This is a genomic window from Actinoallomurus iriomotensis, from assembly GCF_030269445.1.
Taxonomy (GTDB): Bacteria; Actinomycetota; Actinomycetes; order Streptosporangiales; family Streptosporangiaceae; genus Actinoallomurus; species Actinoallomurus iriomotensis.
Genome location: NZ_BSTJ01000026.1, coordinates 20,216 through 34,493, shown reverse-complemented (window position 1 = coordinate 34,493; position 14,278 = coordinate 20,216). Strand labels below are relative to the sequence as shown.

Below are 14,278 nucleotides of genomic sequence, written 5' to 3'. Positions count from 1 at the left end.
TACCGGCAGGCGTCGGCCCGTCATCTGAGTCGTCGCGGGCGAGAGTGATACGCGACCGCGCTCCCCGGCCGTCCCCGGTCATGGTCTGGACACCCGATCAGACCCGCCACTTCCTCGACTGCGCCAGCAAACACCGGCTCTACCTGCTGTACCGGCTGATCGCCCTGCGCGGACTACGCCGCGGTGAAGCCTGCGGCATCCGCACTACCGACACAGACCTGAAGAAGGGCACCATCGGGATCAGCTGGCAGATCACCCAGCTCGGCTGGAACCCCCGCCAGGGAAAACCCAAAACTGTCAATCGCTGAGTCGGCACGGGGCGCGGTGCCGGGATCGCTCCTGGTCCGTTTCCCCGTGCCGCTCGCCGAACCGGCCGTGCGCCTTTCAACGCAACGGGCTCTCCACGGTCTCTGCCCCTGATCAGGTGTGATGCCGAGGCTGGTGGCCGCGATGTGCGGCTCGCTCGCGCCATCGTGGACGCTGAGAAGACACCCCGACGAGGCCGTCGTCGTGCTGGATGACGATCACGTAGGTGTCATGACGCGGATCATTCAAGGCCACGCGCTGCCCGGCCTCACAATCACGGAGAGGAACCTGGCCGAGGAGATCGACCAGGTAGTCACCCGCACCCTCGCCCAGTCATGGGACAACGCCGACGCTCGCAACCGAGGCGTCCGTCGCGCCACCGCCGCGGTCTTCCGCCGGTACATGTTGAAGCCGCTAGTGTGCCGCGTCTGAAATCCGTCGGCAATATCGTGCGAGTGATTCGAGGATCTCTTCGGCGGTCTTCTTCCATACGAACGGCCGCGGGTTGTCGTTCCAGTCGCTGATCCAGTCGCGGATCTGTTTCTCCAGGGTCTGGACGCTTTTGTGGACCCCGCGGCGGATCATCTGGTCGGTGAGGTAGCCGAACCAGCGTTCGACCTGATTGATCCAGGAGGATCCGGTCGGGGTGAAGTGCATGTGGAAGCGAGGGTGGCCGGCCAGCCAGGTTTTGATCGCCGGGGTTTTGTGGGTTCCGTAGTTGTCGCAGATCAGGTGGACATCCAGCTCTGGTGGGACCCTCTTGTCGATCGTGATCAGAAACTTTTTGAACTCGGCCGCCCGGTGCTGACGGTGCAGCTCGCCGATCACGGTCCCGTCTTCGATGTTGAAGGCGGCCAACAACGTCGTGGTGCCGTGCCGGGCATAGTCGTGGGTGCGCCGCTCGGGCATGCCCGGCATCATCCGCAGCACCGGCTGTGAGCGGTCCAACGCTTGGATCTGGGACTTCTCATCGGTGCACAGCACCACCGCCTTGTCCGGCGGATTGTGATACAGCCCGACAACATCGACGACCTTCTCCACGAACAACGGATCCGTGGACAGCTTGAACGTGTCGGCCTGGTGCGGCTTGAGCCCGAAGTCCCGCCAGATCCGCCCGATACTCGACTTGGACAACCCGCTGCGCTTGGCCATCGAGGCCCGCGACCAGTGCGTGGCATCGGCGGCTTCGGTCCAGCGGCCTTCGCGGGCGAGGGCGCGGGCGCCGTCGATGAGCAGGGCGACCCATAGTTCGGTGCAGATCTTGCGGTGATCGTGGTGGTTCTGGATGAGCGGTGCCAGGTCGATCTCGTGGTCACGGATGATGGTGGCACTGCGCTGCTGGGCGGCGCGGTACAGCTGCTGGAGGAGTTCGTATGCGGCGTTGCCGTCGCCTTCGCGGATGAGGAGCCGGGCGATGTTGACCAGCGGCATCAAGGCCATCACGGCGATGTCCTGGGTGAGGGCGCCGGCCTCGGTAAAGATCTTGTGTTGGCGCCAGCACAGGTCGCCGGCGAGGTCGGGCAGACCGGTGTCGGAGGCGATGAGGGCGGCGAAGTTGAGGGCGCCGCTGGCGCGGGCAACCCGCTGGTGGTGGTCCGCGCCGGGCGGTTCGACGGTCAGCGCGGTGAGCTCAGCGATCCGCGCTTGCAAGGGAAGCCCCGGTGGCTTGTTCCGGCAGACTAGCGGGATGCGTTCGGCGATCGTGGGGTTCATCGCGCCGGGTCCGGTTACGGCCAGTCGACGACGAGGCGGCTGAGCCGCTTGTCGATGATGAAGCGCGGGTCGCTGGCCTTGAGCAGGTCGCGGTGGGCGGCGGTGGCCATTCGGAAGCCGGGCTCGGGGGCGTCGTTGCCGTAGTCGCGGTCCTATTCGGTGATCGCGGAGGCGACCTGGTCGGTGAGGTCGGCGGCGTCCGTGCCGTGGCCGATGATGCCGATCTCCCAGAACCGGCCGGCGTCGTCCTGTCCCTCGCGGACGGTCAGGTAGGCGAGGCTGTCGGCGTCGAGTGCGGCCATGGAGCCCCACCCGAAGTGCGGCGTGAATCCGGGCCGCTGGCCGGGCATCCGGGACAGGCCGTTCGGGAGCACGCACGCGAGCCACAGGTAGACCCACTGCCAGGGCGACCCCTGCCGGAACTTCACGCCGGTGTAGACCGTGCGGGACGGGGTGTCGAGGATCGTGCGCATCGCCTCCCGGTCGACTTCCTGCTCGCTGAAGGTCTCTAGCCGTACGTCCCCTTCCCCATTGTGCGGGATGAGGGTGTAGACGTCGTCGCAGACGCCCTTGCGCAGCGGCACGAATGTCGCCATCTCGCAGCTGACGGTCTTCCATGTGTCGCCGTCGCGTTCGAAGGCGAAGCTGCGGGAGATGCTGCCGCGGATCCGCATCGGGATGACCAGCCGCCCGCCGGGCGCGAGTTGCTCCAGCACCCCCGGCGGGACGTCGCCGGCGCCGACGGTGAACTGGATCCGGTCATACGGGCCGTGCTCAGGGAGCCCGGCCGCGCCATCGGCCAGCAGCACGGTCACGTTCGAGCTTCTTGAGGCTGCGAGGTGGGTGGCGGCGTTGTCGACGAGGTCGGGGTCGACGTCTACGGTCCACACGTGAAAGCCGGGGGCGACCAGGCGGCCGAGGAGGGCTGCGTTGTAGCCGGTCGCGGCCCCGGACTCCAGGATGTTGTGGCCGGGCCGCGCGCCGAGCTGCTCCAGTTGGGTGGCGACGATGGACGGCGCGGAGATACAGGAGATCATTTCACCGCGGTCGTACTTGCACAATTGCTGACGGCACGCGCCAGGGGTCCGGCCAGCGACTGCGATCACCTTCTTGCCCACATCGATCGCCGCTACCCGCAGAGCCTACACGGCAGTTTCATGCCCCTGCGGGCCACCCTGCCAGCACGCTGACGTGGCCGTATCCCGACCGGTGAGCATGATCGTGAGCGGCATGATGTCGATACTCTGTCATCGGTGAACCAGGCCCAGCTCGCGGCCGCATTGAAGCGGTAGGCCCATCCTGGCAAGCGCGGCGGACAACCGCCCCGCCGGTCGCATCCGCAGCGAAGCCATACTCCCCGCGCGGATAAACCACGTCGATGCCCGTCATCAGCAGGACATACGTTGTTAACAAACAAAATTGCTGTGACACTGCCTACGTCCGCCACTCCACCAGCGGAGATCGCACCGGCGATCTCGGTCTGAGGCTACCGAGAGGCTCACCATGACGTTGCCAACGACCCAGCGGCGCAGCGCCGTCCTCGCGCTGCCGCTGGCCGCCGCCCTGATGCTCGCTGCGTGCGGATCAGGAGGAACAAACGGCGGCAACGACCCGCACACGATCACCCTCTCGTACGCAAGCGCCAATCCTACGGACCAGGTCTACGAGGTTCTGGCCAAGGACTACATGGCGGCGCACCCCGGGGTGAACATCAAGACCAACCGGATCGCGCTGAATGCCGCCAACCAGACCCTGACCACCCAGATGCAGGCCGGCAACGGACCAGATGTGATGTGGATCAACGCGGGCGCCGGCCAGGCTGCGTCGATCGGTCATCTTGCCAAGGCCGGAAAGCTGCTCCCGCTGACGGACCCGAGTCTGAAGAGCATTATCCCGGCCACGGAGCTCGAGGGTTACTCGTCCAACGGGACGCTCTATGGTGTTCCCAGCTCCTCGATGATCAGCGGGATCGTCTACAACGACGAGGTCGCGAAGCAAAATGGTGTCACGATTACCCCGTCGTCCACCCTCCAGGATGTCATCTCCCAGTGCGGCGCGGTTAAGGCCAAGGGAAAGGCGATCTTCGGACTAGCCGGCTCAATTCCGGAGAATTCCGGCATCATGGCGATGGAGATCGCCACTTCGACCGTCTATGGGTCTAATCCGAACTGGAATCAGGACCGGGCCGCAGACAAGACCACCTTCGAGAATACGCCGGGTTGGCACCAGGCGCTGCAGGCCGTCATCGATTTGAATAAGTCCGGCTGCTTCCAGGCGGGCGCTGCAGGTGCCGGGTTCGATACGCTGACCAACTACGAAAGTCAGGGCAAGATCTTCGGCTTCTTCGCGCCCAGCGGGGCGACGAAGGACATCATGGACTCAGCCCACGGTGCGGTGAAACTCATTGCGCTACCGTTCCCGGCCCCGCAAGGCACGAAGACGTACATGACCCTCAGCGCCGACCTGGGCCTGGCCGGCAACAAGAATTCGAAGAACCCGAAGCTGGTCGAGGACTTCATCAAGTTCTCCGTCTCGCCGGCTGAAGCCAAGAAGTTCGCCGATGCCCAGGGCGCGATCCCGATCGGCAACGTCGACTCCTCCGACCTGCTGCCGCAGTACCAGAAGGTTGCCGGTTTGCTCAAGGGCCAGCAGTACCGGCCGTACGGCGTTGACGGTTGGCAGAACGGCCAGGTGTACAACGCGCTGGGTACCGGCACGACCGGCCTGATCACCGGACAGAAGAGCATCGATGACGTGCTCAAAATGATGGACGCTGCCTGGAGCAGCTGATTCCGCGGGGTGGGGCGGGTTCGGGCCCCGCCCAGCCGTCCGGCTTCGACAGAAAGGGAACAGGCGGCGACATGACGATGATCGAGAGCCAGGGGCGGGCGGCGAACGACCGCCGCTCGACCGAAGCACCGAAGCCCGCCAGAAGGCCTCGCTCCCGCTATCGCGTCGGTTACGGCTACTGGTGGTGGGCGCTACCGGCGGTCGTACTCATGATCGTCCTGATCTATTTGGCAATCGCCAGCGGCGCCTTCTATGCCTTCACGAACTGGACCGGGATCGGTTCTTTCGACTTCATTGGGTTGAAGAATTTCCGCCGGATCTTCCAAACGGCCGAGCTGACGGGGGCGCTGAAAAATAGCCTCATCCTGGGCTTCGGCTTCCTAGTCTTCACGAACATACTGGGGCTGCTCTTCGCGCTGGCTCTCAACCGGCGGCTCAAGACCCGGCATCTGCTGCGCGTGCTGTTGTTCATGCCGGTTGTGATCGCGCCGATCGCCGTCTCCTACATCTGGAAGTTCATCTTCGCCTACGAGGGCCCGCTCAACCAGGTACTCGGCGCGATCGGGTTGAAGAGCTGGCAGCACGACTGGCTGACCGATCCCAAGCTGGCTCTCGCCGCGGTTCTGGTGGTGATGGTGTGGCAGAACACCGGCATGGTAATGGTGATCTATCTGGCCGGTCTGGCGACCGTGCCGGCCGAGCTTGAGGAAGCTGCCGCGATCGACGGTGCAGGCGCTTTCCGGAGATTCCGCGCGATAACCATTCCGATGATCCAGCCGTCGATTGCAATCGCGACGACGCTCATGCTCATCCAGGGATTCCGGATCTTCGATCAGGTCCTGGCGCTCACGGGCGGCGGACCGGCCGGGGCGACTCAGACCCTCGCCACGGAGGTCTACCAGCAGACGTTCGTGTTCACGAACTTTGGCTTCGGCGCGGCGCTGGCCCTGGTGCTCAGCGTGCTGATCTTCATTGTCACCATCGTGCAGCAGTATGCCACCCGCGACCGTACGTAGATCGGATAGAGCCTGTGTTCTCCTACCGCAAGAAGACTCTGATCCTTGAGATCGTCATGATTCTCGTGACGCTCGCCATGCTGAGTCCGTTCTACTTCCTGGTGACCACGTCTCTGAAGCCGGACAAGGAGGTCCTTACCAGCTCGACGCTGGCACCGCCAAAGCACCTGACGCTGAACAACTTCAGCACCCTGCTTGCCCCATCGAGCGGTGCCTCATCGAACATCCTGCACGGTCTACTGAATAGCGTGATCATCACCGTGGGAAGCATCCTGCTGCTGGTCGTTGCCGGCTCGCCAGCCGCGTACGTCCTGACGCGCAGCACCAGCCGCTGGAGCACCCGGACGTACTACCTGGTCCTTATTGCCATCCTGCTGCCGACCCAGCTCGGCGTCGTACCTCTATATGTCGAGGCCCGCAACCTCGGTCTCGTCGGCTCTCCAGTGGGGCTGATCGTGGTCTACGGCGGAACATTGATGCCGCTATCGGTATTCCTCTACAGCGGGTTCTTCCGTCGGCTGCCCCGCGATTATGAGGAGGCAGCGACGGTCGACGGTGCCTCCCGCAGCCGGGTCTTCCTCCGCATCGTCTTCCCGCTGATGGGTCCGGCCACCGGCACGGTAGCCATCCTGACCGGCCTGATCGTGTGGAACGACTTCTTCACCGCACTGATCTTCCTGAACGGCTCGGGACACCAGACGCTGCCGGTGGTGATGTACAACTACGTGGGCTCACTGGTGTCACAGTGGAACCTCATCTTCGCCGTCGTCATAATCTCGATGGTGCCGCTCCTCGCCTTCTACTTCTTCGCGCAGAAGAAGTTCATCCAGGGATATGCGGGTGGCCTAAAAGGCTGAGGCGGCCTCTTCGTCAGCCTCGCCTTCAACATGCCGGGAATTCCTACGCGGCGGCCGCTCGGGCTTCTTCTCCAGCGAATGGAAGGGCCACGCCTTCGCCGACCTTAACGAGACCGACCCCGTGGACCTCATCAGCAGGCAGCACGCCCTCATCCGGCGCGCCATCGCCTAATCCCTCACCCACACCGACCGGAAGTAGGACTGTCCGTGTACCAACTGTCCGCGAACATCGAACTGCTCTTCACCGAAGCCGGCCCGGACGCAGCCGACCGGGTGCGCGCCGCGGCCACCGCCGACTTCGACGCGCTCGAGATGTGGTTCTCGACCGACAAGGATGTCGAGTCTCTCTCCAAGGCGCTGGCCGACACCGGCCTGAAGTTGACCGCCCTGCTCGCCGGTCCCCGGACGAACTTCACCCTGCCGGGTACGGATCTCGGCCCGTTCTTCGAGGGGCTCGACCTCGCCGTCGAGCATGCCAGACTGCTGGGCTGCCCGCGCGTCGTCCTCGGCTCCGGCATCGGATTCCCCGGCGCGAAGCGGGCGCAGAACCTCGACAAGCTCGTCGAGGTGTTCTCCCAAGCGGCGCAGCGGATTAAAGGCTCGGGCGTGACGCTGGTGCTCGAACCGGTCAACACCCGCGTTGATCACCCCGGTGCCCTCCTCGACCGCACCGCCGATGCCGTCACCGTGGCCAAAGGCGTGGACTCCGAAAACTTCAAGATCCTTTACGACATGTACCACTCGATCACCGAAGGCGAGGACCCCGCGACCGAACTCGCCAATGCCGCGGGTTTCGTCGACTACGTGCAGATCGCGGACGTCCCCGGTCGCGGTGAGCCAGGCAGCGGGGGCATCGACTGGGCCGCGCATCTAGCCACGCTCCGCGCATCCGGGTACGACGGCCCGATCGGGCTCGAGTACTTCCCCACCGTGGAGTCGGTTGCCTCCGTCGCGCGTATCCGAGCTATCGCCGCCAAGGGATAAGCGCGCCCTAGTTCTAAAACCGCCGGACGTTGTTGACAACGGGGTCTCCAATCACGACGGAGATCCTTCATCCCCCATCGCTCCAACAGCAGCTCGACCGCCAGGCGCAGCGGTGCCTGGCGGTCCTTCGCCACGCAGAAGAGGTCACCGGGAACGTCTCGCTGACCTTGCCGCTACTACGAGATCAGCCGAACCTGCTTCTACCGATGGCTGCGCCGTTATCAAGAAGAAGGTATCGACGGACCGCGGGACCGCTCCAGCCACCCGCACCATAGCCCGAACGCCACCCACGCTGACACCGTCAACAAGATCATCTATTTGTGGCAGCACAACCACGTCGTGGCGCATTGCAGTCGAAGCCCGCATCAGCCACCTCTAACAAGGATTGGGACTACGCCGCACCCGCATGCGCCACCTCGACGGAGCCCAGACCTGGGTCGGGCTGGGAATCTTCGTCTACACCTCCAACGGATGACCGTGATCAGCCGGTGAACCAGGCCAATCCCCGGCCCCGCCACGGATCCGGTACCCACGACTGGCGAACCAGGCCAAACCAGTCCTCCGGTTCGCCTCTCCACCCAACGCCGCTTTTTCAGGGGCAAGTCGCTAGAGCACGGCACTGATCACCAGGCGGGCCCCAAGGTGCGACGGCGCGCCAAGTACTATCAATTCACGGCGATCGACGACTGCACCCGGCTACGCATCCTGCACATCTACCCCGTTACGACCAAAAGGCCGACGTCCAGTTTCTGGACTACGTTCCGGAACGCCTACCCTTCCACCTCGATGCCATCCAAACCCACAGGTTCTGCGGTTCTTCTGTCGTAACGAGGCTTGCGTCAAGGAGACCTTCGCCGAGCGATGCACGGCGTGCCGCTACCGCTAGCCGATTGCGCAGAACGCAGGCGGCCGACTACCCCGCTTCATGCGGCGACGGACCTGGTCGGCCTTTTGCGGGGATCGTGCCGCGGGAGTGTCGCCCGCTGGGAACGGGCCGCCGTACGATGACGCGATCGGTCCCGCCGGAACAACGCCAGCGGGACCGATCGACGCTCAACGGAATGTGTCCTCGAATTCGCTATACGGTTGTGGCGGTGCGGGGAACAACTGCTGACTCGAATGGATCGAGTACGCCGACGACGGGGTGACCGTGGGCCCGTTTACGGCCGGGAGGAAGACCGGCTTGCCGTCCTCGCCGAAATAGGCGAGTTTCGCCTCGTAGTCGGCGCGCTGATGGGCGGCGAAGGCGATCCAGTTCTCGTCGAAGGGCGCGCGGGCCACCTCGAAGCAGCGGAACTTCCAGATACGCCATTGGCCGTCCTGCTTGAGGAAGTCCACGCCGTACTTGCACCACACCCAGTGCGCCCATACCTTGTGCCCGTCGACGTCCTGCTTGGCGAAGAAGAACTCTGGAATGTGCTCCGCCTCCGCCGGCTCGGTCAAGCCCGACTCGAGCCCCATCATGATCCATAGGCCCTTGGCCGTCGTGCCGTCGGCCGAGACCTCGATGACCGGAGTCGTGGTGTAGTGCAGGATCAGCTTGCCGACCGGGTGGGGCCGACCCTTGTGGTAGGCCATGATCGTGTCCCAGTCGGTGTAGACGCCGTCGTCGTTGTACTGTGAGCGGACACCTTCGGTGCCCCGGCGCGCCCACAGCTCGTCGACGATCCGCTCGTCCTCGAAGGCGTTGTGGTAGTACATGTAGCGCGAGAAGACATTCTCCACCTCCCCGCGGTCCCCCGCCCGAGTAGCCGCCGATTCCGCGGCGGCCAAGCGTTCCTCCAGTTCGGCCAAGCGCTGCTCGAGGGCCTGGGTCGTCCGCGTGGTCGTCATCAGGCTGTCGCCCCTTGGTCACGCTGCTCGAACATGGTGCGGACCATCGGCTCCAGCGTGGTGGGCCACCAGTCGCCACCGGGCACCGGCTCACCGAAGTCCTCCGGCAGCTTCAGCGTCACGTTCCCGGTGGCCGCCCATTCGGCGCCCCGGGTGAACAGCGCTCGGAACGACGGGTGCGAGATCGCCTCTGGTCCGTGCCCGAGCCCGGTGACGAACACTCGTCCCTCCTCGTACCGGTTCGCCCATGCCACCGGGTGCTGCTCGCCCATGCCCGGCAGCGCGTTCCACTGATCCGGAACCTGCGTGTAGCGCAGCGGGTTGTCCCACCCGGTGACGAGCACCTCGACGTCGGTTCCAGGTGTCCACTGCATGTTCACATAGAGGTCGTCGTCGTAATGCGGGAAGCTTTCCGGCATGCCCGCGGTGATCGGGTGATCGTGCGTGGCGACGTAGAGGCGGAAGTCGGGTATCGGCGCGCGGCGGCTGCAGTGCTCACGCATGACGCCACCGGCCATTCGCTCGAAGTCGTCCTCCCATCCGGCGCCCATCTGCAGTGACGCATGGTAGACGACCACTCCCTTTCCGGAGGCGACGTGGTCGTACAGCGCCTGCTCGGCCCGCGCGCCCCAGCGCAGCTCCGGTGCGTGACCCCACGGCTCGAATCTGCCGAAATAGTTGAGAACGACGAGGTCGTAGGGCTCAAGGGTCTCCGGCCCTGCCCCGCGGAACTCCTCGGTTATGCGGACGTCGAACAGCCCTGTCGAGCGCAGCAACTCCGCGAGGAGTGGCGAGACCGTACGCCAGTCGTGGTGGATGTCGGTGTGTCCGGTGATGATCAGGGTCTTGATCCCGCCGTCGTTGCCGAGTTGGCGCAGACCGATGTCAGGCAAGGATTTCCCCTCCGCACTGTGGCTTGGCGATGAGAGCGACCAGCGGTTATAATTCTGCATGGAATCAGCAAAAAGTAAAGGCCGGGGGCGCTCTGCACTCGTGCCGTTTACCATGACGCCCAGTCGATCCAGGACTGAGAGGAACCTGCATGCCGTCCGCTCGCGACATCCTGGTCCTCGCCCAGATCGTCGACATGGTCCGCGCCGGGGCCGCCACGACCCGCCCGGAGCTGGAGGCCTTGACCGGTCTTGGCCGCACGGTGGTCAACGAGCGGCTCCGTGAGGGGGTCGAGCTCGGCGTGCTGGCGGAGGTCGACGCGGTGCCGTCGGGTCAGCGCCGCGGCCGCCCGTCCCGATCCGTCCGGTTCCGCACTGAGGCGGGGCTGCTGCTGTCAGCGGCGCTGGGAGCGGTCTCTCTGCACGCCGCGGTATTCGACCTCGGCGGCACCGAACTCGCCCGCGAGTTCCGCGATATCGACATGGAGGACGGCCCGGAGGCCATCCTCGGCCTGGTGCACACCACGTTCGGGGAACTCATCGAGCGGGCCGGCCGCAGGGCTCCCGTGTGGGGAATCACCATCGGCATTCCAGGCCCGGTCGACGTCATGTCCGGCCACGTCGTGGCGCCGCCCAGCATGCCGAACTGGAACGACTACGATGTCCGCTCCTGGTTCCAGAGTCACTACGAGACGCCGGTGTGGGTCGACAACGAGGTCAACCTCATGGCCCTCGGCGAATGGGAACGCGGCGTCCCGCAGGAACGACGCGACCTGCTCTACGTCAAGGTGGCTACCGGGATCGGCAGCGGCCTCGTCACCAACGGCCACCTTCATCGCGGCGACAGCGGAGCCGCCGGCGACATCGGACATGTCCGAGTGACCGACGACCCAACGGCCCGGTGCCGATGCGGCAAGACCGGCTGCCTGGAGGCCGTCGCGAGCGGATGGGCCCTGATGCGCGCCCTGGCCAAGGACGCGAAGTCCGGGCGGAGCACCGTGCTCGCCGAGCGACTCGCCCGCCGCGGTCGCATCACCGCCGAGGACATCGGCCATGCGACCGCAGCCGGCGACGAGGTCGTGCGGTCGGCGGTCACCTCGGCGGCACAGATCACCGGCCGGACGATCGCCGGCGTCGTCAACTTCGCCAACCCGGGCACCCTCGTGCTGGGCGGCGGCGTTATCCGCCACAGCCCCCTGTTCTTCGACGAGTTCCGACGCGCCGTGCTAGACGGGGCGATCGAGCTCGCGGCCCGGAACCTGACGATCCGCACCGCGTCACTGAACTTCGCCGAGGGCACCATCGGCGGCGCACTGCTCGCCGCGCACAACCTCTTCCGCCCTGCGGCACTGCGAATCTGGCTCGGCTCGGGCACACCGGTCGGCTCGGCGCTGCGCCTGCACGCCGCCTGACAACCGCGCCATCGAGTATGCCACGCACACCAGCACAACCTGGAATTAACGTTGGAAATCATCAATAATCGAGGGAGACGCTCGTCATCGTGTCGGGCAGCTCACCGCCGGCTGCCCACCTCTCGGGAGGGGTCTCTCATGAGTCGACGACCATCGGGACGCCGCCGCAGGCTCGCGGTCCTCGCTGTCACGATCCTTGCCGCGACCGTGCTCGTCGGGTGCGGGTCCGGCTCGACCCGCTCGGGCGGCGAACCCCAAACGATCACTTTCTCGATCGAGATCGCGAACACGATCCAGAACGCCTACCAGGATCTCGCCAATCAGTACACGAAGTCCCACCCGGGCGTCACAATCAAGGTGAACTCGATCAGCCTCTCGTCCTACAACACGACCCTCACGACCCAACTCCAGGCGGGCAACGGCCCGGATGTCTTCTACGTCAACCCGGGCAGCGGCGAAGCCGGCTCGGTCTCCCAGCTCGCCAAGGCCGGACAGTTGCTGGAGCTCACGGACCCGGCGACGGTCGACGCGGTCCCCGCCGACGTCAACGACCTGTTCGCCGTGGGCGGTAAGACCTACGCCGTGCCCGTCGACCTCGATGCCGCCGGAATCATCTACAACGACCAGGCGGCACGCGCCGCAGGCATCGCATTGGGGCCCTCGTCGTCGTTCAGTGACTTGCTCGCCCAATGCACTGCGGCGAAGGCCAAGGGCAAGGCACTGTTCGGGCTCGCCGGAGCGGAGCCGGCGAATGCCGCGTTCTTCGCGATGGAACTCGCCGGCTCAACCGTCTACGGTCCGACGCCGGGCTGGAATGCCCAGCGGGCAGCCGGGAAGGTCAGCTTCGCGAACACCCAGGGCTGGCAGGCGGCGCTGGACGCGATCGTGCAGCTGAACAAAGCTGGATGCTTCCAGCCCGGCGCCGCCGGCGCGAGCTTCGACGCCCTCACCAACGGTATGACCCGCGGCAAGATCTTCGGTTTCTTCGCTCCTGGTGGCGGGGCGAAGGACATCATGACGGCCGCCCGCGGCGCCGTGAAGCTGACAGTGGTTCCGTTCCCGTCGCCGTCGGGCAGGACGTACCTCACCGCCGCGACGTCCGACGGCATCGCCGGCAACGCCCGCACCAAAAGCCCGAAGCTGGTCGCCGACTTCATCAAGTGGTTCGTCGCGCAGCCGCAGGCCGTCCGGTTCGCGAATATCAAGGGCGACCTGCCGATCGGCACCGTCAAAGCAACCGCCCTTCTCCCCCAGTACAGCGAGATCTCCCATGCGATCGTGCACAAGCAGTACGCGCAGCTCGGCTATCTCGGCTGGTCGAACGGCCAGGTCTACAACACGCTGGGCAGCGGGGTCACCGGGCTGATGACCGGGCAGATGACCGTCGACCAGGTGCTACGGGCGATGGACCGGGCCTGGAGCTGAAAGTGAGTGGGCCGGGTAGCGGTAGCCACCCGGCCCACTCACCGCCCAGGCCTGAACGCGCGTCCTACGACATGACAGATTCGGCCGCGACGATCGGGCGGAGCTCGCGCTGCAGCAGATACCCGCCGTGCAGCGCGCTGGTCGCAGGGTGCGGGCTCTGATCGCTCTCGAACACGATCCAGCCCGAGTACCCGGCGTCGAGCAGGACACGCGTCACCGCGGCGAAGTCCACCCGGCCGTCATCGACGCCGGGCTCGGCGAACCAGCGCGGGATCTCCCGGGTACCGCCGCGCTGCCGCACCGCGTACTCGGCGTGCGACTGCAGATACTCCTCCGCGTCATCGACGGCGAGCGCATCCTTGAACTGCACATGCCAAACTCGGCGCGGATGCCGCTTGATCACGGCACATGGATCGATCCCCGATACGGTCATTTCTGCCGTGTCGAGGGCGAGCCCGACAGCCGACGGGTCGGTCAGGGCCAGCAACACTTCGAGAGCATCGCCGCGGCGCAGCATGGACAGGAAGTCCACGTGCAGGGCGGTACGCACGCCGTACCGCATCGTCGCGTTGCCCACCCTCGACCAGCACTCCGCGAGCCGGTTCAGCGCGTCGTCGTCCGGGGGCACCTCCCACGCCGATGGCGCCGCACGGACCAGCAGCACCGAGCCGCCCAACTCGGCCAGGGCCCGTGCGAACCACTCCGCCTTCGCGACGATGCCGTCCATATCGGCCGGGTTGAGCGGCGACAGCGGGCCGGTCAGGTGCTCCATCGATCGCTGCTGCGGGTCGTAGAACCAGCTGCATACCGCCGAGATGCCGCAGCTTTCCATGAACTCACGGAAGCCTTCGAGCGACCCGAAGTTAGCGACGACCTGCTGCGGGTTGCCCAGTGGTTCCCAGCGGCCGGTGCCGGCGGTCAATTCGACGCCATCGAATCCCGCGATCGAGATGGTCTTCAGCGCCCGCTCGTGGTCCTCCCGGCGGACGAAGTCGTCGAACTGCGGCTTCCACTGGTTGAGGGCGTAGCCCCACCTGATGCCGTTCACGTGC

Annotated in this window: 13 protein-coding genes and 2 pseudogenes; 10 read left to right on the top strand and 5 right to left on the bottom strand. The window is 65.6% G+C overall.

Features of this window, described 5'->3' with window-relative positions; all coding sequences use genetic code 11:
* Nucleotides 1-308: site-specific integrase (locus QSK37_RS50960; RefSeq protein WP_490246514.1), on the top strand; the 308-nt coding region annotated here is incomplete at its 5' end.
* A gap of 121 nt (nucleotides 309-429) precedes the next feature.
* Nucleotides 430-738, top strand: coding sequence for a hypothetical protein (locus QSK37_RS50955; protein ID WP_285637265.1), 309 nt, complete (start codon nucleotides 430-432; stop codon nucleotides 736-738).
* Here the strand turns inward: QSK37_RS50955 and QSK37_RS51600 are convergent.
* Nucleotides 721-2,019, bottom strand: a complete 1,299-nt coding sequence (locus QSK37_RS51600) for an IS630 family transposase (RefSeq protein ID WP_349498061.1) — start codon at nucleotides 2,017-2,019, stop codon at nucleotides 721-723. The genes QSK37_RS50955 and QSK37_RS51600 overlap by 18 nt on opposite strands.
* Before the next feature lie 152 nt (nucleotides 2,020-2,171).
* Nucleotides 2,172-3,056 (bottom strand): class I SAM-dependent methyltransferase, encoded by an 885-nt coding sequence (locus tag QSK37_RS50945; protein WP_285637262.1) that lies wholly within the window; start codon nucleotides 3,054-3,056, stop codon nucleotides 2,172-2,174.
* A gap of 466 nt (nucleotides 3,057-3,522) precedes the next feature.
* Here QSK37_RS50945 and QSK37_RS50940 point away from each other — a divergent pair, with 466 nt between their 5' ends.
* From QSK37_RS50940 to QSK37_RS50920, 6 genes and pseudogenes are all read left to right on the top strand, one after another.
* Nucleotides 3,523-4,809 carry an ABC transporter substrate-binding protein gene (locus QSK37_RS50940; protein ID WP_285637259.1) on the top strand — a complete coding sequence of 429 codons (1,287 nt, stop codon included), beginning with the start codon at nucleotides 3,523-3,525 and terminating at the stop codon, nucleotides 4,807-4,809.
* Between the two features lie 71 nt (nucleotides 4,810-4,880).
* On the top strand, nucleotides 4,881-5,825 hold the full coding sequence (locus QSK37_RS50935) for a carbohydrate ABC transporter permease (RefSeq protein WP_285637256.1): 945 nt from the start codon (nucleotides 4,881-4,883) through the stop codon (nucleotides 5,823-5,825).
* Between the two features lie 14 nt (nucleotides 5,826-5,839).
* Nucleotides 5,840-6,682, top strand: a complete 843-nt coding sequence (locus QSK37_RS50930) for a carbohydrate ABC transporter permease (protein ID WP_285637254.1) — start codon at nucleotides 5,840-5,842, stop codon at nucleotides 6,680-6,682.
* 207 nt (nucleotides 6,683-6,889) lie between these two features.
* Nucleotides 6,890-7,666, top strand: a complete 777-nt coding sequence (locus QSK37_RS50925; protein WP_285637252.1) for a TIM barrel protein — start codon at nucleotides 6,890-6,892, stop codon at nucleotides 7,664-7,666.
* Between the two features lie 180 nt (nucleotides 7,667-7,846).
* A pseudogene (locus QSK37_RS52040) lies at nucleotides 7,847-7,963 on the top strand (leucine zipper domain-containing protein); the annotation flags it as partial.
* A 40-nt stretch (nucleotides 7,964-8,003) separates the two neighbouring features.
* Nucleotides 8,004-8,158 (top strand): annotated as a pseudogene (locus QSK37_RS50920) (ISNCY family transposase); the annotation flags it as partial.
* A 561-nt stretch (nucleotides 8,159-8,719) separates the two neighbouring features.
* Here the strand turns inward: QSK37_RS50920 and QSK37_RS50915 are convergent.
* Together QSK37_RS50915 and QSK37_RS50910 are read right to left on the bottom strand one after the other, a co-directional pair.
* The gene (locus tag QSK37_RS50915; RefSeq protein WP_285637250.1) at nucleotides 8,720-9,499 is read right to left on the bottom strand and encodes a nuclear transport factor 2 family protein; all 780 of its coding nucleotides are present in this window, start codon (nucleotides 9,497-9,499) and stop codon (nucleotides 8,720-8,722) included.
* Entirely contained in the window at nucleotides 9,499-10,392 is an 894-nt protein-coding gene (locus tag QSK37_RS50910) for a ThuA domain-containing protein (protein ID WP_285637247.1), read from the bottom strand. Before QSK37_RS50910 ends, QSK37_RS50915 begins: the two co-directional genes overlap by 1 nt.
* A gap of 149 nt (nucleotides 10,393-10,541) precedes the next feature.
* Here QSK37_RS50910 and QSK37_RS50905 point away from each other — a divergent pair, with 149 nt between their 5' ends.
* Entirely contained in the window at nucleotides 10,542-11,801 is a 1,260-nt protein-coding gene (locus QSK37_RS50905) for an ROK family protein (protein ID WP_285637241.1), read from the top strand.
* 138 nt (nucleotides 11,802-11,939) lie between these two features.
* Complete coding sequence (locus QSK37_RS50900; RefSeq protein WP_285637238.1) at nucleotides 11,940-13,226, top strand: ABC transporter substrate-binding protein; 1,287 nt, start codon at nucleotides 11,940-11,942, stop codon at nucleotides 13,224-13,226.
* 64 nt (nucleotides 13,227-13,290) lie between these two features.
* Here QSK37_RS50900 and QSK37_RS50895 read toward each other — a convergent pair whose 3' ends face one another.
* Nucleotides 13,291-14,274, bottom strand: a complete 984-nt coding sequence (locus tag QSK37_RS50895) for a sugar phosphate isomerase/epimerase family protein (protein ID WP_285637235.1) — start codon at nucleotides 14,272-14,274, stop codon at nucleotides 13,291-13,293.
* Nucleotides 14,275-14,278 lie beyond the last annotated feature (4 nt).